22 protein-coding genes are annotated in these 23,510 nt (G+C 46.7%); 7 read left to right on the forward strand and 15 right to left on the reverse strand.

Annotated features, from left to right (window positions below; translation table 11 throughout):
• The first annotated feature begins 333 nt into the window (after positions 1-333).
• Positions 334-903, forward strand: a complete 570-nt coding sequence (locus ICN16_RS02865) for a site-specific integrase (RefSeq protein WP_216133796.1) — start codon at positions 334-336, stop codon at positions 901-903.
• On the opposite strand, the gene ICN16_RS02870 is transcribed toward ICN16_RS02865, so the two are convergent.
• The 5 genes from ICN16_RS02870 to ICN16_RS02890 form a co-directional block, all read right to left on the reverse strand.
• On the reverse strand, positions 904-2,214 hold the full coding sequence (locus ICN16_RS02870; RefSeq protein ID WP_216133806.1) for a tyrosine-type recombinase/integrase: 1,311 nt from the start codon (positions 2,212-2,214) through the stop codon (positions 904-906).
• Between the two features lie 162 nt (positions 2,215-2,376).
• Positions 2,377-3,984 carry a glutamine-hydrolyzing GMP synthase gene (guaA, locus tag ICN16_RS02875; protein WP_216133808.1) on the reverse strand — a complete coding sequence of 536 codons (1,608 nt, stop codon included), beginning with the start codon at positions 3,982-3,984 and terminating at the stop codon, positions 2,377-2,379.
• A gap of 13 nt (positions 3,985-3,997) precedes the next feature.
• Positions 3,998-5,464: an IMP dehydrogenase gene (gene guaB / locus ICN16_RS02880; protein ID WP_216133810.1), complete on the reverse strand. Its 1,467-nt coding sequence runs from the start codon at positions 5,462-5,464 to the stop codon at positions 3,998-4,000.
• 26 nt (positions 5,465-5,490) lie between these two features.
• Entirely contained in the window at positions 5,491-5,841 is a 351-nt protein-coding gene (locus ICN16_RS02885; RefSeq protein ID WP_216133812.1) for an RnfH family protein, read from the reverse strand.
• Entirely contained in the window at positions 5,834-6,265 is a 432-nt protein-coding gene (locus ICN16_RS02890) for a type II toxin-antitoxin system RatA family toxin (RefSeq protein ID WP_216133814.1), read from the reverse strand. The genes ICN16_RS02885 and ICN16_RS02890 overlap by 8 nt, the downstream gene beginning before the upstream one ends.
• A gap of 26 nt (positions 6,266-6,291) precedes the next feature.
• On the opposite strand from ICN16_RS02890, the gene smpB reads away from it, so the two are divergent.
• The 5 genes from smpB to ICN16_RS02915 all read left to right on the forward strand — a co-directional run bounded on the left by smpB (position 6,292) and on the right by ICN16_RS02915 (position 11,037).
• On the forward strand, positions 6,292-6,744 hold the full coding sequence (gene smpB, locus ICN16_RS02895) for an SsrA-binding protein SmpB (protein ID WP_015421400.1): 453 nt from the start codon (positions 6,292-6,294) through the stop codon (positions 6,742-6,744).
• 108 nt (positions 6,745-6,852) lie between these two features.
• Positions 6,853-8,265: a circularly permuted type 2 ATP-grasp protein gene (locus tag ICN16_RS02900; protein ID WP_216133822.1), complete on the forward strand. Its 1,413-nt coding sequence runs from the start codon at positions 6,853-6,855 to the stop codon at positions 8,263-8,265.
• A gap of 15 nt (positions 8,266-8,280) precedes the next feature.
• Positions 8,281-9,288, forward strand: a complete 1,008-nt coding sequence (locus tag ICN16_RS02905) for an alpha-E domain-containing protein (RefSeq protein ID WP_216133824.1) — start codon at positions 8,281-8,283, stop codon at positions 9,286-9,288.
• Positions 9,289-9,296: 8 nt separating this feature from the next.
• Positions 9,297-10,094: a transglutaminase family protein gene (locus ICN16_RS02910; protein WP_216133833.1), complete on the forward strand. Its 798-nt coding sequence runs from the start codon at positions 9,297-9,299 to the stop codon at positions 10,092-10,094.
• 61 nt (positions 10,095-10,155) lie between these two features.
• On the forward strand, positions 10,156-11,037 hold the full coding sequence (locus ICN16_RS02915) for a proteasome-type protease (protein WP_255533573.1): 882 nt from the start codon (positions 10,156-10,158) through the stop codon (positions 11,035-11,037).
• A 79-nt stretch (positions 11,038-11,116) separates the two neighbouring features.
• Here ICN16_RS02915 and ppsA read toward each other — a convergent pair whose 3' ends face one another.
• Positions 11,117-13,519, reverse strand: coding sequence for a phosphoenolpyruvate synthase (ppsA, locus tag ICN16_RS02920; protein ID WP_216133835.1), 2,403 nt, complete (start codon positions 13,517-13,519; stop codon positions 11,117-11,119).
• A gap of 106 nt (positions 13,520-13,625) precedes the next feature.
• On the opposite strand from ppsA, the gene ICN16_RS02925 reads away from it, so the two are divergent.
• On the forward strand, positions 13,626-14,453 hold the full coding sequence (locus ICN16_RS02925) for a pyruvate, water dikinase regulatory protein (RefSeq protein WP_216133837.1): 828 nt from the start codon (positions 13,626-13,628) through the stop codon (positions 14,451-14,453).
• A 31-nt stretch (positions 14,454-14,484) separates the two neighbouring features.
• On the opposite strand, the gene ICN16_RS02930 is transcribed toward ICN16_RS02925, so the two are convergent.
• The 9 genes from ICN16_RS02930 to ICN16_RS02970 are packed head-to-tail and all read right to left on the reverse strand — an operon-like array spanning position 14,485 to position 23,502.
• Positions 14,485-15,309: an RNA methyltransferase gene (locus tag ICN16_RS02930; RefSeq protein ID WP_216133846.1), complete on the reverse strand. Its 825-nt coding sequence runs from the start codon at positions 15,307-15,309 to the stop codon at positions 14,485-14,487.
• 8 nt (positions 15,310-15,317) lie between these two features.
• A complete protein-coding gene (gene rnhB / locus ICN16_RS02935) occupies positions 15,318-15,911 on the reverse strand; it encodes a ribonuclease HII (RefSeq protein ID WP_216133848.1) in 594 nt (197 codons plus the stop codon).
• Entirely contained in the window at positions 15,908-17,161 is a 1,254-nt protein-coding gene (lpxB, locus tag ICN16_RS02940) for a lipid-A-disaccharide synthase (RefSeq protein WP_216133850.1), read from the reverse strand. Before lpxB ends, rnhB begins: the two co-directional genes overlap by 4 nt.
• Positions 17,121-17,918, reverse strand: a complete 798-nt coding sequence (gene lpxA / locus ICN16_RS02945; protein ID WP_216133852.1) for an acyl-ACP--UDP-N-acetylglucosamine O-acyltransferase — start codon at positions 17,916-17,918, stop codon at positions 17,121-17,123. Before lpxA ends, lpxB begins: the two co-directional genes overlap by 41 nt.
• On the reverse strand, positions 17,918-18,367 hold the full coding sequence (gene fabZ / locus ICN16_RS02950) for a 3-hydroxyacyl-ACP dehydratase FabZ (RefSeq protein ID WP_015421422.1): 450 nt from the start codon (positions 18,365-18,367) through the stop codon (positions 17,918-17,920). Before fabZ ends, lpxA begins: the two co-directional genes overlap by 1 nt.
• Positions 18,368-18,416: 49 nt before the next feature.
• Complete coding sequence (gene lpxD, locus ICN16_RS02955; RefSeq protein WP_216133854.1) at positions 18,417-19,472, reverse strand: UDP-3-O-(3-hydroxymyristoyl)glucosamine N-acyltransferase; 1,056 nt, start codon at positions 19,470-19,472, stop codon at positions 18,417-18,419.
• Positions 19,473-19,477: 5 nt separating this feature from the next.
• On the reverse strand, positions 19,478-20,005 hold the full coding sequence (locus ICN16_RS02960; protein WP_216133856.1) for an OmpH family outer membrane protein: 528 nt from the start codon (positions 20,003-20,005) through the stop codon (positions 19,478-19,480).
• An 18-nt stretch (positions 20,006-20,023) separates the two neighbouring features.
• Positions 20,024-22,372 (reverse strand): outer membrane protein assembly factor BamA, encoded by a 2,349-nt coding sequence (bamA, locus tag ICN16_RS02965; RefSeq protein WP_216133864.1) that lies wholly within the window; start codon positions 22,370-22,372, stop codon positions 20,024-20,026.
• Complete coding sequence (locus tag ICN16_RS02970) at positions 22,369-23,502, reverse strand: site-2 protease family protein (protein ID WP_216133866.1); 1,134 nt, start codon at positions 23,500-23,502, stop codon at positions 22,369-22,371. The genes bamA and ICN16_RS02970 overlap by 4 nt, the downstream gene beginning before the upstream one ends.
• Between the last annotated feature and the right edge of the window lie 8 nt (positions 23,503-23,510).

Genomic DNA, 23,510 nt, shown 5'->3' on the forward strand with positions numbered 1-23,510 from the left:
TTTTGGGGGCTGTAACCCTTTTTCAGCGCAAGTCCACCGTCTGTAAAGCCCTACAAGCTGCGCTAGTGCCAGCCCAGCTACCCAAACCAGCGAAATGCAGTCAAAACGCTTGTAGGGCTGCAAACTTGCAAATTGCAAGTTGCGCTGTAAATCGTGGCGCTTTAGCCACGAGACTGGGCTAAATATCACTGAGCATAAATTACACAAAATATGCTCAGTGCAGCTAAGTTGTTGATTTATATGAGGCTTGCACGAGGCAAAAAAGGGGTAGGAATTTTGCACATACGAAAACATACTAATAGCACTTTAAACATATCAACGCGAAAGGTGCAAATGTCAAAGCAAGCCAAAACACTAAACGAACGCGAACTGCAACGTTTGTTGGATTTCGTGAAAACGACAAAGAACGCAACACGCAACCGCGCCATCTTGCTTCTAACACACTTAGCTGGCATGCGCATTGGCGAAGTTGCTGCTGTACGTGTTTGTGATGTGCTTGCAAGCGATGGCAGCGTTCGCGAAGAAATCAACCTTAGCGCAGCACAAACCAAAGGCAACCGCAGCCGCAGCGTTTTGCTTAACGAGCGCATGCAATCGGAATTAGCAACTTACATTCGCTCAGTCCGTGTACGCGACAGCAAGCAAGCATTGTTTGCAACACAGCGTAGCGCAGCATTTACAGCCAACTCGCTTACCCAAGTTGTAAACGGCATTTATAAACACGCTGGTTTTGATGGTGCTAGCAGTCACAGTGGACGTAGAGGGTTTTTGACAAACTTAGCTGAGAAAGGTGTCAGCGTTCGCGTAATGATGGCACTCGCTGGTCATGCCAATATGGCAACCACGCAACGTTACATTGACTTGAGACCAGGTGTGCTGCGTAACGCTGTAGAACTTGTATAACTATTCTGCGAGTGCGTTTTTGCGCATTTTTTCTCTAGTAGTTCTATAGTAGGTTCTCTCAATCTGCGCAACACTAGTACCAGCCATTTCAGCAACAGCAATCATGTCTTTTGTGCTGTTGACCTTATGGGTGATAAATGAGTGCCTAAAACTATAGTGGACGATACCGCGCTGAATTGAATCTGTAATTTTGGCTCTTTGAAGCAAGTTATCAAAATGAACGTACAGCGCCCTTGGCGTTATTGGAGTATCACCATCAACACTAAAGATTAAATCTTCTGCAATTTCTTTTTGTATGAGATTAAAGTTTTTTTCAATGAATTGCTCTGCTTTTCTCGAATAGCTTGATGGCAACCCTTTAAATTTAATACGCTTTGCAGCAAGATATAACAAGCCGTATACATATCCATCATCGCCGACCATAAACTGACGTGTACGCCTTACCTTGCTTATTGCCCCAGGAACAGTAATAAAAAAGAGTGTATCGACAAACCTGCCATCCGCTTTTCTAACTTGTAGCTCACTATCTTTAAAGCTTATGTGCTTCCATTGTAATTGCATCATCTCGCCACGGCGCATCCCTGTAAGCATCGATATTGCGTTGAAGTAGCCACAAACAGCCTTAGTTAAATTATTTTTATCGTTCTTATCTTCCGCAGGCTCATGTACGTATACCCGAAGAACATCATCTATGTGCTTCAATTCTTCTTTTGTAAAAATTGGTCTCTTGAGTGCTAAATCACCTGCATCAATAGGCTTTAATCTTTTAAAATCAAACGCATCAATATAAGTTTCGTTCCTCTTAAAAAGCCAGTTAATCATTGCATTTATGCTTGCTTGCTCATTAACAATGGTGCTCTGGCTAATTTTTATATCATTCCGCTTTTTTGTCTGTCTTCGCTCATTAAAGTAGTTCTCGCAGTCAGTCCTGCTCAATTCTTTTAACTTTACATCTTTCCCAATAAATTTAAGCCAGTGCTGTAAATGTGTATTGATTGTTTTCCAGCGACCTTCAGTAATGTGTTCTGGTATGTCACGTTTGCGCTGCTCAAGATAAAACTCAACGCCTTGCTTTGTTGTCAGTGAAAAGTAGGTCTTTCCAGAAAGCTCCATAGCCATCAGCTCATGGTATTGCTTCTTGGCTTTATCTATTGCCGTATCTCTGTTGCGTGTTCTTAGGCTGAAGCGTGCGTACTTTTTTTCTTTACCCAGCCACATACGCATCTGCCAGTAATCTCCACGCTTGTAGATTACAGCTTCGTCATAGATCGGAATTTCATCGTCAGCGTATTCGGTTTTTTTAAGCGTCATTTTTGGCGTATGAGCACTTATGAAAATCAATAAGTACTTTTTTGTGTAGGTTTACGTGCAACTGTAAATCCTGCGCTCAATAAAATCAAGTACTTATTACGCCTTGTGTCACTTTTGTGTAAGTTGAAAAATCAATTAAATCAACAACTTACAAAATAAAAACTATTCCCACTCGATAGTTGCCGGAGGTTTTCCGCTGATGTCGTAGACCACGCGATTGATGCCGCGCACTTCGTTAATAATGCGATTAGATACCTTGCCCAGCAACTCATGTGGCAAGTGGGCCCAGTGTGCAGTCATAAAGTCTTGTGTTTGCACCGCTCTGAGCGCAACAACATACTCATAGGTTCTGCCATCACCCATAACGCCAACAGATTTGACTGGCAAGAACACTGCAAAGGCTTGACTGGTGAGGTCGTACCAGGATTTTTGACTTGCTTCATCAATCGTATTGCGCAACTCTTCAATGAAAATGGCATCAGCACGTTGCAAGAGGTCAGCAAAATCAGCCTTAACCTCACCTAAGATGCGCACACCAAGACCAGGTCCTGGGAATGGATGGCGATAGACCATCTCACGCGGCAAACCTAAGGCAACGCCGAGTTCACGCACCTCATCTTTAAATAATTCACGTAATGGCTCAAGCAGCTTGAGGTGCATATCTTCAGGCAAGCCACCCACATTGTGGTGGCTCTTAATCGTATGCGCGCCCTTTTTACCCTTACCGGCAGACTCAATGACATCCGGATAAATAGTTCCTTGGGCAAGCCACTTGGCATTTTTAATCTTGCCAGACTCGATTTGGAAAATCTCAACAAATTCTTTGCCAATAATTTTGCGTTTAGCCTCTGGATCAGCGACACCGGCGAGCTCAGACATAAATTTCTCTTTGGCATCTACTCGAATTACCTTGACGCCAAGGTTGCGAGCAAACATCTCCATCACCATGTCGCCTTCGTTTAGACGAAGTAAGCCATGGTCCACAAACACACAAGTGAGTTGCTCACCAATCGCACGGTGGATTAATGCTGCTGCTACGCTAGAGTCAACGCCGCCGGACAAGCCAAGAATGACTTCTTCATCGCCAACTTGTTTGCGGATATGCTCAACCGCTTCACTAATGTAGTCACCCATCACCCAGTCAGGCTTGCACTTGCAGATCTCATGTACAAAGCGACCTAGGATAGCCTCGCCTTGCAAGGTATGCGTTACTTCTGGATGAAACTGGAATGCATAAAAACGGCGCTCTTCATCTGCCATGCCAGCAATCGGGCAAGACTCTGTTGAAGCCATTAACTTAAATGCTGGCGGCAATGTCGTGACTGAATCACCATGACTCATCCACACTTTCAGAATGCCGTGGCCTTCGCTAGTAGAGAAGTCCTGAATACCTTTGAGCAAATTAGTGTGACCATGAGCACGTACTTCGGAGTAACCAAACTCACGGGCTTTACCCAAGGATTCAGCAGAAGCAACGGCGCCACCAAGCTGGGTTGCCATGGTTTGCATGCCGTAGCAAATACCCAGAACAGGAACACCTAATTCAAAAACGATTTGTGGTGCACGAGGACTACCCTCTTCTGTAACAGAGCTTGGTCCACCAGAAAGAATGATTCCCTTGCCACCCTGCTCTTGAATAAATTTGCGAATAAATTCTGGATCGCAATCGTAGGGATGGATTTCGGAATAGACACGTGCATCACGCACGCGTCTGGCAATTAATTGGGTGACTTGTGAACCAAAGTCGAGAATCAGTATTTTGTCGTGCACGAAAGGAACAGTCTTAATCAATATGGTAATTCGGGGCTTCCTTCGTGATCTTCACATCATGAACGTGTGACTCGCGTACACCCGCTGAAGTGATTTCCACAAAATTCGCTTTTTCATGAAGCTCATCAATCGTCTTGCAACCCAAGTAACCCATTGAGGAACGAATACCGCCAGTCAGTTGATGCAAGATCGCAAGAACACTACCTTTGTAAGGCACTTGACCTTCGATACCTTCAGGCACCAGCTTCTCAGCATTCGCTGCACTGATATCACTTTGGAAATAACGATCTGCAGAACCATCGGCCATCGCGCCCAGAGAACCCATTCCGCGATAGCTCTTGTATGAACGACCCTGATAGAGAAATACTTCACCGGGAGCTTCTTCTGTACCAGCAAACATTCCGCCCATCATGACTGAACTTGCGCCAGCTGCTAGCGCTTTAGCAACGTCACCAGAGTAACGCACACCACCGTCAGCAATTAAAGGGATGCCTGTGCCTTTGAGTGCCGCTGCCACATTCACAATTGCGCTAATTTGCGGAACACCTACACCAGCAACAATTCGGGTTGTGCAAATAGAGCCAGGGCCAATACCCACCTTAACGCCATCTGCACCATGATCAGCCAATGCTCTAGCTGCATCACCAGTGGCAATGTTTCCACCAATCACTTGCACGTGAGGGTAGTTTTTCTTAACCCACTTCACGCGATCCAATACGCCTTGACTGTGGCCGTGAGCAGTATCCACTACGATGACATCAACGCCTGCGCGCACTAAAAGTTCAATACGCTCATCGTTGTCAGGACCTACGCCAACAGCTGCACCAACGCGCAATTTACCTTCGCTGTCTTTACAAGCATTTGGATGCTCTGTAGCTTTCAAAATATCTTTAACAGTGATGAGGCCGCGCAATTCAAACCTGTCGTTCACGACCAGCACGCGCTCTAAGCGATGCTGACTCATCAAGCGCTTCGCCTCTTCTAAAGAGCAACCCTCTTTCACCGTGATCAAGCGCTCACGTGGAGTCATCTTGGATTTCACTGGCGCATCCAAGTCTTCCTCAAAGCGCAAGTCGCGGTTGGTAATAATGCCCACCACTTCTTTGCCAGTAAGAACTGGGAAACCTGAAAAACCATGCTCACGAGAAAGTTGAATGACTTGACGTAGCGTGACATCCGGACCCACTGTAATAGGATCACGCAAAATGCCAGACTCGTAACGTTTGACCTTAGCCACTTCCCTAGCTTGCTCAGCAGGCTTGAGATTTTTATGAACAATCCCAATGCCACCTTCGCTGGCCATGGCAATTGCCAAACGACCTTCTGTGACGGTATCCATTGCAGCGGACACCAATGGTGTATTGAGTGAAATATCTCGAGTTAACTTACTTGCCAAGCTGGCATCTCGAGGGAGTACCGATGAATAAGCCGGTACAAGGAGCACATCGTCAAAAGTGAGTGCTTTTTGAATGAGTCGCATGCAAAACCCCTAGTCGCAAAAACCGATTATAGCCTCCTAGCCTTTCTTTTAGCTGCGGCGGCCTGGAATTTGGCATCTTGGTTCTGGTTGGCCTTCTTGCGGCGGACGGCCTTGGGGTCCACCAGGAGCGGCGAATACAGCTCTAGACGATCACCTTCGTAAATAGGGCTGTCCCAGTCCTTGCGCTTACCAAAGACGCCAAAACAGCCTTTTCTAGCCAAGATGGGGTCGTCAGGGCCTTGGGCAATCCCAGACTTAAGCAGGGCTAGGCCCACTGTAGGGGCCTCGGATGCCGATAAATAGAAGGTGAAGGGTTTAAGCTGGGGCTCACCCAAGCGGGCATCGCAAATCAGAATCTCCATTGACTGATCAGCCATAGAGGTCTTCAGCTCGCTTAACGAAGCAATCTACAAAGGTACCTGCAATATGACCAAATACCGGGCCAATAATCTTATCCAGGATGACGCTTTTGAACTCCCAGTGGAGCTTGAACTCCACCTTACAGGCATCTTCCTTCAGGGGGATAAAGTTCCACTGCCCAGAAAAATGCTTGAATGGGCCATCTACAAAGACCATATCGATGGTTTCAGGGCGGTGATTGATGTTTCGAGTATGAAAGTATTGATTAATACCCTTGAAGTGGATATTGATTTTGGCATCCAAAACCGTCTCTGTTTGCTCAAAAATTTCCACTCCGCCACACCAGGGCAAGAACTCTGGGTAGCGGGCAACGTCGGTGACTAAGCCATACATGCGGTCGGCTGACTGGCCAATTAAAACGGTCTTGTAGACGTCTGCCATAATCGATCTTGAGAAGCTAAATAAATATGAGTATCGTCGATAACAAAAAAGCCTTCTTCGATTATTTTATCGAGGAACGGTTCGAGGCAGGACTGGTTCTGGAAGGCTGGGAAGTAAAAGCCATTCGCGCCGGTCGAGTCCACATTAAAGAAGCGTATGTTGTCATCCGTCGGGCGGAGCTATTCCTCATCGGCTGTCACATCACCCCCCTACTATCGGCCTCCACTCATATCGTCCCAGACAGCACTCGTACCCGCAAGCTTCTGCTGAATGCAATTGAGATTAAAAAACTCATCGGTAAAGTGGAGCAAAAGGGGTACACCCTCGTGCCGCTGAATCTGCATTTCTCCAAAGGCAACGTGAAGTGCGAGATTGGGCTGGCCCGAGGCAAGAAACAGCACGACAAACGCGCAGCCACTAAAGAACGTGAGTGGGAAGTTCAAAAGGGACGCATTGCTAGGGGCGACCTCAACGCCTAAGCCCTGGAGCAGGTTTCTCAGCCTTTAATGCACCAATAAAGTGCATTCAGGCACCAAGCTGCCCCATATCCCTAAATGCAATTAAGCCAAAGGCATTAGTTTGTAACTATGAAATTGCCTTTTGATGAAATGCTCGACGCCAGCGGAAAAGCGCGTCCCCATTACCAAGTTTTCCATAACTGGCTCAAGCAGCAAAGCGATACGCTGATGGGCCTCAAACGCGCTGAAGCCGACCTCATCTTCAGAAGAGTTGGCATTACCTTTGCCGTCTATGGAGACGATCTTGGATCTGAGAGAACCATTCCCTTTGATCAAGTGCCCCGCATCTTCACCGCCAAAGAATGGGAACAACTTGAGGCCGGTCTACGCCAACGGGTTAAAGCACTCAATCGGTTTATTTATGACGTCTATCACGAAGAAGAAATTATCAAAGCCGGCATCATTCCCGCTGAGCAGATTTATAACAACGCGCAATACCGCCCTGAAATGCGCAACGTCAATGTGCCGCGAGATATTTATGCACAAATCGCCGGGATTGATATCGTCCGGGCTGGCGAAGGTGAGTTCTACGTTTTAGAAGATAACCTGCGTGTTCCATCTGGTGTGTCTTATATGGTTGAGGATCGCAAGATGATGATGCGACTCTTCCCAGATCTATTTCAAAAGTATCGTGTAGCACCCGTTGAGCACTATCCCGATTTTTTACTAGAGTGCTTAAAGTCAGTCAAACCTGATGATGTCAAAAAACCCAATGTTGTAGTGCTAACTCCAGGCATGTACAACTCGGCTTATTTTGAGCATAGCTACCTCGCCCAACAAATGGGGGTTGAATTAGTGGAAGGCAAAGACTTGTTTGTAAAGAATGAGCAAGTCTTTATGCGCACCACCCAAGGGCCTGAACGTGTTGATGTAATTTACCGTCGCGTCGATGATGACTTTTTGGATCCACTGGCCTTCCGCTCCGACTCAACATTGGGGGTTGCGGGATTGCTTTCAGCACATCGTGCGGGTAATGTGACTCTGGCTAATGCGATTGGTACCGGCATTGCCGATGACAAATCGATCTACCCTTATGTACCAGACATGATTGAGTTCTATTTGGGTGAGAAGCCCATTCTGAATAATGTGCCAACCTTCCAGTGTCGTAAGCCGGATGATCTCGCCTATACCTTAGCCAATTTAGATAAGTTGGTGGTGAAGTTGACACATGGTGCTGGTGGCTATGGCATGCTGGTCGGGCCAGCATCGAGCAAAGCTGAGATAGAAGAATTTCGGAAGCACTTGATTGCCAACCCAGATAAATACATTGCACAACCAACTCTAGCGCTATCAACCTGCCCAACTTTTGTTGAGTCGGGTGTTGCGCCGCGCCATATTGATTTGCGTCCTTTTGTTTTATCAGGAAAAACAATCAAGATGGTGCCAGGCGGCCTTACGCGTGTTGCCCTCAAAGAAGGTTCTTTAGTCGTGAACTCCTCACAAGGTGGCGGCACTAAAGATACCTGGGTTCTAGAAGAATAAAAGGGATAAGTAATTATGTTGAGTCGTACCGCTGATTGCCTTTACTGGATGGCCCGCTATACAGAGCGCGCAGAAAATACTGCACGTATGTTGGACGTCAATCATCAAACCTCCCTTCTCCCGCAGCCTGCAGAGTTTTTAGAGCAAAGCTGGAAAAAATTACTGACGATTTCTAAACTAGAAGACGCCTTCTTGATGAAATACGATGTAGTTACTCGTGAGAATGTTTTAGATTTCATGATTTATGAAACTAGCAATCCTTCTAGCATCGTGTCCTGCCTGTTTGCCGCTCGTGAGAATGCTCGCGTCATTCGAGGAAAAATTACTTCCGAGGCATGGGAAACTCAGAACACCACTTGGCTGGAGTTACAGCGCATTCTTGAAGCCCGCAATCAAGCCGATCCAAGCAGATTGCTGGAATGGGTAAAACATCGCTGCCATCTCTTTAGGGGCGTGATGCATGGCACTATGCTCAAGAATGAAGCCTTTTACTTTATGAATGTCGGCACCCTCCTAGAAAGAGCTGATAACACTGCTCGTATTTTAGAAACTAAATATGAAGGTCAGGCTGCACTAAAGGTACTGCGCACCGATAAAAAAGGTAAGGCAGTTGAAGGTGAGGCCGCTGAGACTATCGATGGAGCTGATGGTGACTTTTTTGACTTCTACCACTGGGCTGCACTTCTACGTTCAGTCTCTGCTTTTGAGATCTATCGTCAGATCTACTCCGATCAAGTGACCCCTAAGCAAGTGGCTCAACTCTTGATTTTCAATAAGCAAATGCCGCGCTCACTGGTGTGCTGCGTCAATGAACTGATCCCTCTAATTGCAGAGATGAAGAATCAGCAATCCAAAGAAATTGAACGCCTGCTTGGTAAGCTCAAAGCAAGTCTGGACTATTCCGATATTGATGAGGTCTTCTCGCAAGGCTTAGAGGAGTTCATTGAGGAGTTCTTAGAGCGCATCAATCATATTGCTGATGAATTCAGTAATGCCTACCTCATACCATTAGCAGTAGCTTAAAGATCACTATGCACCTGAAGATTCGTCACCGCACAGAATACCGCTATGAAATGCCGGTACGCTACTCCATTCAAGAGTTACGACTCACGCCACCCGATGTAGCTGGACAAACTATTGCTAAGTGGAAAGTCAGCACCCCGATTAAGGCAAGCACATCACTGGATGCTTTTGGAAACCTCTACAGCGTATTTGTTCAAGAGAATGCATACACCTCCATGATGATTGAGGCTGAGGGTGAAGTACATACACAAGATGCTTTTGAATTTATGGATGACCCTAAGGCTGTTTCACCTTATCACCTACTCCAACAAACCAATTTGACTGAACCCACAGCAGAGATGCTGGAATATTTCGCAGCATCCCTTCCAAAGACAAACTCGATTGATGAGGTTCTAGAGTTAGCAGCAGCAGTTCAAGGAACTATTCTGTATTTCCCAGGGCAAACCAATTCCACAACAACTGCCGCACAATCCTTTGCCATGAAATCTGGCGTTTGCCAAGATCATGCACACATCATGCTGGGTCTTTGCCGCGCCTCAGGCATACCGGCACGCTATGTCAGCGGCTATTTCTTTGCTGAAGATGCCCCTAACCTCGCAAGCCATGCCTGGATTGATTTCTGCTCAGATATTGATAAAGGACTCTGGCTTAGCATTGATATCACCAACGCCTGTTTTACCGATGCGCGCCATGTTCGCCTAGCGATTGGCAGAGATTACTACTCGGCAGCCCCCGTCAAAGGGGTTCGTTCTGGTGGCGGCGGTGAAGAGTTGAGTGCCAGCATCTCAATTGCCCAAGCCAATTAAATCAGCCCCCAGTAAAGTCAAGTAAGAGATAATTCAGAGGAATAATTAAAGGGGCTGCAGGATGACGTATTGTGTTGGGCTTTGCCTAAAAGATGGCTTGGTATTTTTATCGGATACCCGCACCAATGCGGGCGTTGATCAGATTGGCACCTTTAGAAAGATGTCCTTATTCCAGAAGGATAAAGATCGCTTTTTCACCCTAATGAGCGCTGGCAACCTTGCTATTACCCAAGCAGTTAAAGAGATCTTGCTACAAGGCCAACTCCTCAATGGGAAGAATCTGTGGAATGTGGATAGCACTCACGATGCAGCTGTAGTCATCGGCGATGCCATCAAGCAGGTTTATGACCGAGATCACAAAGCGCTAGAAAAAGCAGGCATTGATTTCAATTGCAATCTCATTTTTGGCGGACAGATTAAGGGCGAGCGCCCAAGACTCTTTAACATCTATTCAGCTGGCAACTTTATTGAGGCTACGCCAGAGACTTGTTATTTCCAGATCGGGGAATCCAAATACGGTAAGCCAATCTTGGACAGGGTTATTAGCTTTGATACCCCACTTAATCTAGCTACCAAGTGCGCCCTCATCTCAATGGATTCAACACTCAACAGCAATATCTCTGTTGGCCTACCGCTAGATCTATTGGTTTATGAAAAGAATTCATTGCAAGCGAGTAAGTTGGTCACCATGGATGAGTCCAACCCCTACTTCCAAATGATTCATCAGTTATGGGGTGAAAAATTACGCTCCGCGTTTAATTCGATTGCCGAGCCTAGTTGGTCGGGAGCAACCCCATCGCGCTCGATTGCATCTCCTGCCAAGAAGATGGGTGCAGTACCAATTCATCGCAACAGCAAAGCTATTAAAAAAGTAGCTTCACCAACCAAGACAACAGTCAAAGCCAGTCCAAAGAAAAAGGTGGCTGTAAAAACTAAACGATAGTTTAGCTGCTACTCAAAAGACAAAAGGCCTAGATTTCTCTAGGCCTTTTTGCATATTGCTAGTGATTAGCTAGCGTGGCTTATGCCTCTTTCTTGCCCAACATTTCCCAAGTGGCAACTACGCTATCTGGGTTGAGAGAGATTGAAGTAATGCCTTTAGCAACCAACCAACGCGCAAAGTCTGGGTGGTCTGAAGGACCTTGACCGCAAATACCAACGTATTTGTTTTGCTTGCGGCAAGCCTCAATAGAACGAGCGATCATGAACTCAACCGCAGGGTCACGTTCATCAAAGTCAATTGCCAGCAATTCCATACCGGAGTCACGATCAAGACCCAGTGTTAACTGAGTCATATCGTTTGAACCGATTGAGAATCCATCGAAATGCTCGAGGAATTGGTCGGCCAAAATAGCATTGGAAGGAATCTCACACATCATGATTAGGCGCAAACCTTTTTCACCACGCTTGAGACCAAACTTCGCCATCATGTCAATCACGCGCTCAGCTTGCTTAATGGTACGAACAAACGGCACCATGATCTCGACGTTATCCAGACCCATATCTTCACGAACACGCTTCATCGCAGCGCACTCTAAAGCAAAGGCTTCGCCGAAATCTGCTGATACGTAACGGGATGCGCCACGGAAACCCAGCATTGGATTCTCTTCATCCGGCTCATAGCGTGAACCACCGATCAGCTTTTTGTACTCGTTTGACTTAAAGTCGGACAAGCGAACGATGACTGGCTTTGGATAGAAAGCAGCAGCAATCGTTGCTACACCCTCAACCAATTTGTCTTCATAGAACTGACGTGGGCTTGCATAGCCACGAGCAACGCTTTCTACAGCGCGCTTGAGGTCAGGATCAATATTTGGGTACTCCAACACAGCGCGTGGGTGTACACCAATGTAGTTGTTGATGATGAACTCGAGGCGAGCCAAACCAACACCAGCATTAGGGATCTGGCAGAAATCAAATGCCAACTGTGGATTACCAATGTTCATGGTGATCTTGACTGGGATCTCTGGCAATACACCACGAGACACTTCAGTTACTTCAGTTTCAATCAAGCCATCATAAATATGGCCTTCGTCGCCTTCTGCACAAGAAACTGTCACCATCATGCCGTCTTGCAAATGCTCAGTCGCATCGCCGCAACCCACTACCGCAGGAACACCTAACTCACGAGCAATAATCGCAGCGTGACAAGTACGGCCACCACGATTGGTCACAATCGCAGAAGCACGCTTCATGACCGGCTCCCAGTTAGGATCAGTCATATCAGCAACCAATACGTCACCCGGCTGCACACGATCCATTTCGCTTGGATCACGAATCACGCGAACCGGACCTGCGCCAATCTTTTGACCAATTGCACGGCCTTTGGCGAGAACCTTAGAGGTACCCTTGAGCTTGTAGCGCATCTCAACCTGGCCTGCAGCCTGACTCTTCACTGTCTCTGGGCGTGCTTGCAGGATGTAAATACGACCATCTTGACCGTCCTTACCCCACTCAATATCCATTGGACGGCCATAGTGCTTCTCAATGATCACGGCATATTTAGCTAATTCAGTAATGTCGGCATCTTCCAATGAAAAACGATTACGTTTCTCAGGAGCAACATCCACAGTCATTACCTTCTCAGCGGAACCTGCTGGGGCGAATTGCATCTGAATCAACTTCGAGCCTAAGGAGCGACGAATAATCGCCTTCTTATCTTGAGCCAAAGTGGTTTTGAATACATAGAACTCATCCGGGTTCACTGCACCCTGCACCACTGTCTCACCTAGGCCATAGCTTGAAGTGATGAATACGACATCTTCAAAGCCAGATTCGGTATCCAGAGTAAACATCACACCAGCTGCGCCCAAGTCAGAGCGAACCATACGTTGAATACCAGCAGATAAGGCTACTTCAGCGTGAGCAAAGCCCTTGTGGACGCGGTAAGAAATCGCGCGATCGTTGTATAAGGAGGCAAATACTTCACGAATCTTCTTCAGAACATCGTCAATACCTTCAACGTTCAAGAAAGTTTCTTGCTGTCCAGCAAAAGAGGCATCAGGCAAATCTTCTGCGGTTGCAGAAGAGCGCACCGCGAAAGAACCTTTACCAGAGTCATCCAATTTTTTAAATGCTGCACGAATCTCTTCGTCAAGACGCGCTTGAAACGGGGCAGTTTCAATCCAGCCTCGAATCTCTTTACCAGCTTCAGCTAGAGCGCGAACATCATCAATATTGAGATTTTCCAAACGCTTCTGAATGCGCTCGGTCAAATTGTTATGCTCTAAGAAATCACGAAACGCTAATGATGTCGTTGCAAATCCAGTGGGAACACGAACCCCCGTGGAGGACAACTGAGAAATCATTTCACCGAGTGAGGCATTTTTACCGCCGACTGACTCAACATCGGTCATCCGGAGTTGCTCAAAAGGCAAAACATAGGCATTTGCTACATCATTACTTTGTTGCTGTTGGTTGGACATAAAATACTCTCTAAAGATAAGAAAACTGGTCGAGCGGCCGAATAAAATACGGCATACTTCATTAACTACATATTGTAGTGCTGACCACGACCGATAGGCCAATCTCATGTCTACCCAAACCCGCATTGTTTTTATTGTTTCTGACGGCACCGGAATTACCGCCGAGAACTTCAGCCAGTCGATTTTGGCTCAATTTGAGGCCACTTTTAAGCATATTCGGGTACCTTTTGTAGATAGCCCTGAAAAAGCCCATGACGCCGTTTCTAGCATCAATCAGGCGGCCTCCAAATACGGGGTTCAGCCTATCGTTTTCACCACTTTGGTGAATCCAGACCTGAATAAGATTGTCGGCAAGGCTAATGGCCTGATTCTCGATATGTTCCAGACTTTTGTGGCGCCTTTGGAGCAAGCCCTAGGGGTTAAATCGACCCATGCCATGAATCGACTTCACCATAATGCCGATACCGAAGCCTATAAAAACCGCATAGAGGCCATTAACTACTCCTTGGCCCACGATGATGGCCAGTCCAACCGCAACCTTGCTGAAGCCGATGTCATTCTCGTTGGAATATCTCGCGTAGGTAAGACGCCAACTAGTCTGTACCTGGCAATGCAATATGGCATGAAGGCAGCCAACTACCCACTTATTCCCGAAGATTTTGAGCGTGGACAATTGCCAAAGGATTTGATTCCCTACCGCAATAAGATTTTTGGCCTAATGATCGATGCAGAGCGCCTATCTGAGATTCGCAATGAGCGACGTCCTGGTAGCAACTACGCAAAGTTGGAAAACTGTCGCTACGAAATTAATGAAGCCACCGCCATGATGAAAAAAGAATCCATTCCTTGGGTGGCCACAACCAGCAAATCGATTGAAGAGATTGCTACCACTGTCTTGCAATCCATTAAGTCCGATAAAACCATTTTAGGCTAGTCTTTTATTGACTTAGCTTAGCCTGATTTTTTTAACTACGGCGCACTCGAACCGTTTCAAATAAACAGATTGCTGCAGCAGTAGATACATTGAGTGATTCCACGCGGGGGTCAATTGGAATCGATATACCTTTAGCTTGAGCCATGAGGTCTTCAGAAACGCCTTGGCCTTCACTTCCCATCACCCAAGCAACTGGATGCATTAATACCTTGGGCATATTGAAGAGATCTAACTCACCATCAGCAGTAGCAGCCAGTAAAGGTGCTGTTACCGCGCTCAATACTTGCGGAGTTGACCAACCCTCGTAAAGATCTAGCAAGCGATGAGCACCCATGCCAGCACGCAATACCTTGCTTGACCAAAGGTGAGCGCAACCAGACAGCGCAATTACTTGGGTAAAGCCTGCTGCTGCCGCAGTACGCAATATAGAACCCACATTACCCGCATCCTGAATGCGATCCAAAATAATCACATCCCCAGAAATTGTTGCAACCGATTTTTGTGGGTTTAATGCAGACTCAGGGAGATCTAATAGGCCTGCAATCTGCGGAGCATTGACTAAATCACTGAGTAAGTCCCATAGACCTTTATCCAGTTGATAAACACGAGTCTCAGGACAAATTTCTACATGGTCATATACAGCCTGCGCGATCTCCGGGTTTTGCAAACCAAGATCAGAGGTAATCAAGGTCTTTAGCGCTGGATTGCCCACCCAGGTTTGCACTAAATGAATGCCTTCCAGCAAAGCCTGACCACAAGCAAATCTCGCCTTTTGGCCTTTAGGGCCGGGAGCTTGTAATTGACGAATTTCCTTAAACAAGGAATTGTCTTTTGAGCTGATAAATTCCATTTTCATAATGAGGATTATCGACTATGCAGAGCTAGGACATTGCGAACCGGTGAAAAGCTTCGACGGTGTTGATCGCAGGCACCAAATTCCTTTAAGGCAGAAAAATGTGCCTCTGTTGGATAGCCCATATGTTGAGCAAAACCATACTGTGGGTGCAGCTCATGCAGAGCCATCATTTGACGATCGCGCGTCACTTTAGCCAAGATCGATGCCGCTGAAATTGCTGGCTCCTTAGTGTCGCCCTTCACAATAGCTTCTGCTGAAATTGGAAGTTCGGGACAGCGATTGCCATCGATCAAAGCTTTATCTGGCCAGGCGCCTAAACGCGTGGTGAGATCCTCAATCGCTCGGCGCATTGCCAGCATTGTTGCCTGGAGGATATTGATCTCATCGATCTCAGCTGGGCTCGCTTCACCAATACCCCATGCTTTTGCTTTGAGCTGAATTTGCTCAAATAAAAACTCGCGTCTCGCAGCCGATAACTTCTTAGAGTCTTTTAATCCAGCAATAGGGTTCTCAGGATCGAGAACGACCGCACCAGCGACAACTGCCCCCGCCAATGGACCCCGCCCCGCTTCATCAACACCGCATACCCAAATTACACTCACACAGTAGCCCGATTTTTAGTGGCGGCAATCGTTTGAGCCACAGCCTGAGCAACCAATAAACCGGTTGGCCTGCGCAAGGTCTCGTGCATTTCTGCAAAACGCGTTTTTAGTTGGGTGACTTTGCTAGGGTTATTTAACCAAGCCAATAAGGCATCGGCTAAATTAGTTGGAGTAGCCGCATCCTGCAGAAGCTCAGGAACAACAAACTCACCACATAAAATATTTGGGAGCCCAACATAGGGTAAGTAACCCTGTCGTTTCATGATCTGCGCGGTTAACCAAGGCACCTTATAGGAAATCACCATTGGCTTTTTCCAGAGCGCCGCCTGTAATGTTGCTGTTCCACTGGCAATCAACACGACATCAGCAGCTTCAAGTACAGCATCAGCCTCCCCATCAATCAAATAAATTTTGAGATCAGGATTTTTCTCAAGAGTATTTTTAAGTAGGATCTCTAGGGGTGTACGCAGGCGTGGGGTTGCCACTGGAATGACAAAGTGGAGTGCTTGTCCTGGCATGCGCTTCGCAAGCTCTGCCATCGTCTCAAAAAAGACTGGTGCAATCAATTCAATTTCAGAACCACGACTGCCCGGTAGAACGGAAATAACAACTCCATTCAAAGCATCAGCTGGAAGGCCCAAGATTTTTTCTATTTTTTGCTTTGCTATCGCTGGATTTGGCTCTAGAGGAATTTCACTCGCTAGCGGGTGCCCAACATAGCTTGCGCTAATTCCAGCACGCTCATAAATCTCAGTTTCAAAAGGGAAAATGCAAAGCATGCGTTCAACCGCCTGCTTAATCTTAGTAATGCGCCCTGCTCGCCACGCCCAAATTGATGGCGAAACAAAATGCAAGGTTGGAATGCCTGCTTTACGCAAAGCTAACTCGACACCTAAATTAAAATCGGGGGCATCAATACCCAAGAAGACATCTGGGCGAGCTTCGCCCGTTAGATTAGCAATTAGGTCTTTGCGCAATCTCAGAATGGCAGGCAGCTGCCTAATTGCCTCTACGTAACCACGCACGCTGAGGGTCTCCATTGGCCAATCTGAACGCAGACCCTCCGCCTGCATACGCGGACCACCAATACCGAAAACCTCCAAATTAGAAGTATCGGGTATCTGCTTTAGCGCACTGAGTACTGGCGCTGCCAGCAAGTCACCCGAAGGCTCTCCGGCAACACAAGCAAGTTTAGACACTCGATCTACTCTATCGAATGATGCCGCGTGTAGAGGCGGCAATAAAGTCATGAAACTCTGTCAGCTTTTCGGCTGTAGCGGCATCAGATGCACTAGCTTTCGCCATCTTCTGAATCTCTACCTTAGCCTCTTCAAAACTAAGGCCATCCTTGTAAAGCACTTTATATGCCTGACGCAATGCAGAAATCGTTTCACTTGAGAAACCGCGACGCTTTAGACCTTCCACGTTAATGCCGTGTGGAGAAGCTTTATCTCCAGCAGCAATAACAAATGGTGGAATGTCTTGCACTAGTGCGGAGGCGCCACCCAACATGGCATGTTGACCAATACGGACAAATTGATGTACACCGGACATGCCACCCATAATCGCCCAGTCACTCACCTTCACATGACCAGCAATTTGTGCGTTGCTTGAGAAAATGGTGTGGTTACCAATTTGGCAATCATGTGCAATATGTACATAAGCCATGATCCAGTTGTCATCACCAATTCTGGTGATGCCTTCATCCTGTGATGTGCCCGTGTGAATCGTGGTGAACTCACGAATCGTATTGCGATCACCAATGATCAATTGAGTAGGCTCACCGCGGTATTTCATATCCTGGGGAGCGCCACCGATTGCAGCAAAATGGGCAAAGTTATTTTCTTTACCGATCGTGGTGAAACCCTCGATGACGGTATGAGACCCAATCTTGCTGCCAGCGCCAATTTTGACATTAGGACCAATGACAGAATATGGCCCAATCTCTACGTCGCTAGCGATCTCAGCTTTACTATCGACTACAGCGGATGCATGAATCCGAGTCATTACGCACCTTTCGTACGAACAGCACAAGTAATGTTAGCTTCTGCAGCCAACTCCCCATCTACAGTAGCTTGCACCTGAAACTTATAAATACCAGCACGCTCACGCTCTAACTTGGCAGTCATAATTAGTTGATCACCAGGCAAAACTGGCTTCTTGAAGCGAGCGCCATCGATACCAGCAAAGTAATAAATGGCATTCTCTTCACGCACCTCTGAAAAAGTAAGTAGTGCAGCAGTTTGAGCAAGCGCTTCAATAATTAAGACGCCGGGCATTACTGGAAAATCTGGGAAGTGCCCTTGAAAGAATGGCTCATTCATAGTGACATTCTTGAGTGCTGTAATACTTTGGCGAGGCTCAATCTCCAATACACGATCCACCAATAAAAATGGATAGCGATGTGGCAACAATTTCAAAATTTGATTGATATCGATAGCGATGGGTTTGCTCATATGTTTACCTGCTGGATAAAGTTTTTAATTTTTTAATATGGTGACGATATTATTTAGATTTATCTAATAATCGTAAGCGCTGACGTATTTTATCGAGGCCGCGTAGAATCGCTGCATTTTTCTCCCAGGCACCATGGAGCATTGAAGGATAAACGCCTGTGTAGTGCTGTCCGGGCTCGGTAATGGAGCGAATAATTGATGTGTTTCCAGATACTGTCGTTCTATCAGCAATTGTGAGGTGCCCGGCAAAGTTAGCCGCGCCTCCAATGATGCAGAAATTACCAATTTTGGTGCTACCTGAGATCGCTGCGCAACCAGCGATCACACAGCAGTTACCCACTACTACGTTATGGGCGATCTGGACTTGGTTATCAATCTTTGTTCCGCTACCTATTTCGGTATTACTCATGGCGCCGCGATCGATCGTAGTCGATGCCCCGATCTCAACATCATTGCCGATTGCTACAGCACCAGTCTGAGGAATTTTGACCCACTCACCACCTGCAGCTGAAAAGTCAGGGGCGAAACCAAAACCATCAGAGCCAATTACAGCACCGCTATGAATAATGCAGCGCTCACCAATAATGGTTTCTGAATAAATCGAGACATTCGGGTATATCAAAGTGTCGCTGCCAATAGCAGAATTTCTGGCAACCGAAGTATTACCCAACAAGGTAACGCGCTCACCTAATTTCACACCAGGACCGATGTGCACAAAGGGTCCGATGTGACATGAAGCAGGAATGACTACAGAAGGGTCAATTGCTGCACTAGGGTGAACTCCTGCGGCATAAATGGGCGCCAAAATCTTAGCAAAGTGCTGCGCCATTCTGGCAAAAGTAGCATAGGGGTTCTTGGAGACAAAATACACCCGGCCTGCCGATTGACCTCCAGGATTTGCCTGCAGAAAATCGAGATCTGCTTGATTAACAATCAAGCCACCTGCGCCACTATCACTAGCTTGCTGTCGGTAGAGCGGATTGGAGAGAAAAGATATTTGGCTTGACTGGGCTCGCTCGAGAGGAGCGAGACCCTGAAGCGCGAGGGAGCCATCCCCCACCAAGCTTACTTGAAACTGTTCGGCCAGCTCGATGGCGGTGGGCATAAAACTTACTTGAGACTATTCAAAGCCTTGATGACATCATCAGTAACATCAACCTTTGGATTGGCATAGGCTGGATCTTGAATAATGACATCAATTTTTCTTTGCTCAGCAATTTGCTTGAGGGCTTGATTGGCTTTTTCAGCAATCTTGGCACGCTCTTCAAAATTACGCTGATTGAGATCTTCTGTGTATTCACGTTGCTTGCGTTGCAGTTCACGATCCTGATCTGACAACTCACGTTGACGACGAACACGATCCGCCTCAGACATGACAGCTGAATCACGATCTAATTTTTCAGCAGCAGACTTAATTTTTTGAGCGCTGTCACGAATCTCATTCTGACGCCTCATGAATTCATTTTGCAATTTAGTTTGGCTTGCTTTAGCCATATTGGACTCATTGAATACTTTTTCAACGTTTACAGCCGCAACTCGAGTTCCTGCATCTTGCGCAAGTGCTTGCGGGAGAGCAATCAGTGATGAAACGGCAATTAAACCGTATTGAATCCATTTAGCAGATTGATGAAGCTTCATAAAACTTTCCTTAAACAATTAAAACGCCGTACCCACTTGGAACTGCAAACGCTGAATATTATCCGTTGGTAAAGATTTGATCGGAATACCGTAACTGAATTTTAGCGGACCTAGTGGTGATATCCATGATAAACCCAAGCCATAAGAATATCGCAAGACAAGATTGATATTCTCGTTATAGACATTACCGCCGTCTGCGAAGCCAAATACCCGCAAGGTTTTATCAACACCAGATCCAGGAACCGGCACGGTGTACTCCACATTGGTAACAATCTTAGACTGTCCACCGGTTGGCTGATTTAGGCCGGTATTGGTGTTGAAATAGGTTGGCCCAAGAGATCCTGGGGCATATCCACGAACCGATCCGATACCACCAACATAGTAGTTCTTGGTAATTGGGAACGGATACTTTCCATAAGCTTCGCCGTAGCCCACTTCACCATTAAAGGACAAAATATTTCCCTTAGAGAAAGAGTGATATTTCTGGTATTGGCCAAAGAGGCGATAGAACATCATGTTGCCCAGGGGTGTACCTACCTCAGCATTCAACTGCTGCAAGGAACCTGTTGATGGGATCAATGCGCTATCACGTCCGTCACGTGACCAACCAACAGTAACTGGTATGTTGTAAGTATTTAGCGTTGAAGGATAGCCTGGTGAAGGCGCACCGTAATCCATCATGTAATTCAAATAAGGCTGAGGCGTATTGATAGTCGATTGAATCTGGAACACCTCAATACCCGAACCAAAGAATACGCGATCTACCTCGGTATAGGGAACGCCAAACTTAATGTTTGAGCCAACGGACTTGATCTGGTAATCAGGATCCCCAACGTAGTACAAAGGCTTGGATGAGCGATAGAACAAATCGGTATAGCGACTGATGCCATCTTCAGTAAAGTACGGGTCGTAGTTTGACAATGCCAAACTTTGATTAATCTTGCCGAGAGAGAAATTCAAGCCTACTGAAGTACCGGTACCAAAGGCATTCTCTTGATTAATACCTGCAGAGAGAATCAACTTCTCAGTTGAGGAGAAACCAGCACCCAAAGTAACCGCCCCAGTTGGCTTTTCGGTCACTTTAACGCCCACATCAACCTGATCCGGAGAGCCAGGAACGTCTTGTGTAGATACATCAGTCTCGGTGAAGTAGCCGAGGCGGCCCAAACGTTTTTTGGATAACTCAATCTTTTCGCTATCAAACCAAGAGCTTTCAAACTGACGCATCTCTCGACGAATCACCAGGTCACGAGTCTTGGCGTTACCGGTAATGTTCACTTGTCGAACATAAACGCGACGGCCTGGATCAACCACCAAAGTGAGGTCTACCTCGCTTAATTCACGACGAATATCTGGCTGCGGGTTAATGGTTGCAAACGCATAACCATACGAACCTAAAATATCTGCAATCGCCTTAGTGCTCTCAGTCAACTTAGCGGATGAGAAGGTATCGCCTGGTTTAAGACTTACAAGCTGGATCAACTCAGCGTCTTTACCCAATAAATCACCAGCCAAACGAACATCTTTAACGGTGAACTTATTGCCCTCACGAATACTGATCGTGAGATAGATGCCTTTTTTATCTGGGGTAATAGAAACCTGAGTCGACTCAATGACAAACTCAAGGTAACCGCGATTGAGATAGTAGGAGCGAATGTTTTCTAAGTCAGCCGTGAGCTTTTGCTTGGAATACAAATTGTCTTTGCTATACCAGGAGAGCCAGCCGCCAGTTTTTAACTGCATCTGACTCTTGAGAGTGCTCTCACTATAAATACTGTTACCGATGAAATTAATCTCTTGAATCTTGGCCACAGGACCTTCATCGATATTGAAATAAACCGCTACTTGATTGCGTTCCACCGGAGTAACCGTTGCAACCACCTCAGCAGCATACATACCCTTGCCAACATACTGACGCTTAAGCTCTTGCTCTGCCTTATCAATCAATGCTTTGTCATAGAAGCGAGCCTCGGCAACACCGACCGCCTTTAAGGATTTGCGCACTACCTCCTGATCAAACTCTTTCATCCCAGTAAATTCGATACGGGAGATTGTTGGACGCTCTTCAACGATCACGATCAACACATTGCCTTGCGCTTGGATCTGGACGTCTCGGAAAAAGCCAGTGCTGTAGAGAGCTTTAATGGCCTCGGCACTCTTCTCTTCGGTGAAGGTGTCGCCCACTTGAACTGGCAAATAACTAAATACAGTACCCGGCTCTACTCGCTGCAAACCTTCAATTCGAATGTCTTTAATGGCAAAGGAGTCAGCAGCCTGCGCATTCACACAAAAACCAGCAGCAAGAATCAAGGCGACTTGAGCAACAAATCGAGTTACAGAGCGAAAAGAAGGGATCAAAAAATTCAAGGTGAAAGGTAGCGTTGCAAATCGTTAAACAAGGCTAGCAAGGAAATGCCTATCAACAGCAAAAAACCCACTTTTTGGAGCTTTTCCTGCAGAGATACTGAAATTCGCTTACCAGCAACCAACTCCCATGCATCATACAGGAGCTGACCCCCGTCTAGCATTGGTAAGGGCACCAAATTCAAGAGTCCGATACTGATACTCATGAGGGCTAAAAAGGCAACAAACGGCTGCCAGCCGACCTGAGCAGACTTCCCTGCCATATCGGCAATACTCAATGGGCCGCCAAGCTGTTTTAGAGTCGTTTTGCCCGTAAACAAGCCCAACATGAGTCGGGTGGAGACCTTGGTTATCAGGTACACCCGTTGGGTAGCAAAGCCTAGGGCATCTATAGGCCCCAATTTGAGCTCTTTCCACTCGGAGGGTGCGCTGACTTGAGGAAGCAATCCCAGCGCTTGAAATGGGTCAGATTCTGGCGCAATTGGGGGTAAATCATCCTGCCTAAAAGATTTAACGTGGCGAGCACCAGTTACGTCCTGCACCTCCAAGGCAAAACCCTGCTCTCCAGTAAGTGCATCCAAAAGAAGCCAACGCAAAGCATTCCAACTGGGAACGGCATCAAAATCATCAAGAATCGGGGTGCTGCTGTAATCAGATGACAGCGATTGCCAACCAATAACCTGATCGCCTGCTGCTACTCCCAGTTTTGCAGCAATCGACTGCTCAGGAGGAGCTTGAAGCTTTGCCGGCAACTGAGGAACGCCCGAGACATAAATAATCGAAAATAAAATAACTGCCAATAGGAAGTTGGCAAGTGGTCCAGCAGCGACGATGACAGAGCGTTGCCATAGCGGCTTCACATCAAAAGATTCCGGACGATCTTCTACTGAAATACGTTGCTGACCATCGCGGCCATCCAATAATTTGACATAGCCACCCAAAGGGATGGAAGCCAGAACCCACTCCGTCCCGTTACTGGCACGAAAAGTAAATAATGGCTTGCCAAAACCTAAAGCAAATCGAAGTACTTTGACACCGCATAAACGGGCTGCTAAAAAATGGCCGTACTCATGAAAGCTCACCAGCACACCGAGCGTGACTAAGAATGCAGCAAGAGTGATTAAAGCCTGCACAAATCTAC

The organism is Polynucleobacter sp. es-MAR-4 (assembly GCF_018882055.1).
Lineage (GTDB): Bacteria > Pseudomonadota > Gammaproteobacteria > Burkholderiales > Burkholderiaceae > Polynucleobacter.

What these genes read in the sequence shown, in the direction of transcription:
- ICN16_RS02865 (WP_216133796.1), top strand. Translation starts at nt 334, where the DNA reads ATGTCAAAGCAAGCCAAAACACTAAACGAACGCGAACTGCAACGTTTG.
- lpxB (WP_216133850.1), bottom strand. Translation starts at nt 17,161, where the DNA reads ATGACTTTATTGCCGCCTCTACACGCGGCATCATTCGATAGAGTAGAT.
- ICN16_RS02885 (WP_216133812.1), bottom strand. Translation starts at nt 5,841, where the DNA reads ATGGCTGATCAGTCAATGGAGATTCTGATTTGCGATGCCCGCTTGGGT.
- ppsA (WP_216133835.1), bottom strand. Translation starts at nt 13,519, where the DNA reads ATGTCCAACCAACAGCAACAAAGTAATGATGTAGCAAATGCCTATGTT.
- fabZ (WP_015421422.1), bottom strand. Translation starts at nt 18,367, where the DNA reads ATGAGCAAACCCATCGCTATCGATATCAATCAAATTTTGAAATTGTTG.
- ICN16_RS02930 (WP_216133846.1), bottom strand. Translation starts at nt 15,309, where the DNA reads ATGAAAATGGAATTTATCAGCTCAAAAGACAATTCCTTGTTTAAGGAA.
- ICN16_RS02870 (WP_216133806.1), bottom strand. Translation starts at nt 2,214, where the DNA reads ATGACGCTTAAAAAAACCGAATACGCTGACGATGAAATTCCGATCTAT.
- guaB (WP_216133810.1), bottom strand. Translation starts at nt 5,464, where the DNA reads ATGCGACTCATTCAAAAAGCACTCACTTTTGACGATGTGCTCCTTGTA.
- ICN16_RS02925 (WP_216133837.1), top strand. Translation starts at nt 13,626, where the DNA reads ATGTCTACCCAAACCCGCATTGTTTTTATTGTTTCTGACGGCACCGGA.
- smpB (WP_015421400.1), top strand. Translation starts at nt 6,292, where the DNA reads ATGAGTATCGTCGATAACAAAAAAGCCTTCTTCGATTATTTTATCGAG.
- ICN16_RS02900 (WP_216133822.1), top strand. Translation starts at nt 6,853, where the DNA reads ATGAAATTGCCTTTTGATGAAATGCTCGACGCCAGCGGAAAAGCGCGT.
- ICN16_RS02915 (WP_255533573.1), top strand. Translation starts at nt 10,156, where the DNA reads ATGACGTATTGTGTTGGGCTTTGCCTAAAAGATGGCTTGGTATTTTTA.
- ICN16_RS02890 (WP_216133814.1), bottom strand. Translation starts at nt 6,265, where the DNA reads ATGGCAGACGTCTACAAGACCGTTTTAATTGGCCAGTCAGCCGACCGC.
- ICN16_RS02910 (WP_216133833.1), top strand. Translation starts at nt 9,297, where the DNA reads ATGCACCTGAAGATTCGTCACCGCACAGAATACCGCTATGAAATGCCG.
- ICN16_RS02960 (WP_216133856.1), bottom strand. Translation starts at nt 20,005, where the DNA reads ATGAAGCTTCATCAATCTGCTAAATGGATTCAATACGGTTTAATTGCC.
- ICN16_RS02905 (WP_216133824.1), top strand. Translation starts at nt 8,281, where the DNA reads ATGTTGAGTCGTACCGCTGATTGCCTTTACTGGATGGCCCGCTATACA.
- lpxA (WP_216133852.1), bottom strand. Translation starts at nt 17,918, where the DNA reads ATGACTCGGATTCATGCATCCGCTGTAGTCGATAGTAAAGCTGAGATC.
- lpxD (WP_216133854.1), bottom strand. Translation starts at nt 19,472, where the DNA reads ATGCCCACCGCCATCGAGCTGGCCGAACAGTTTCAAGTAAGCTTGGTG.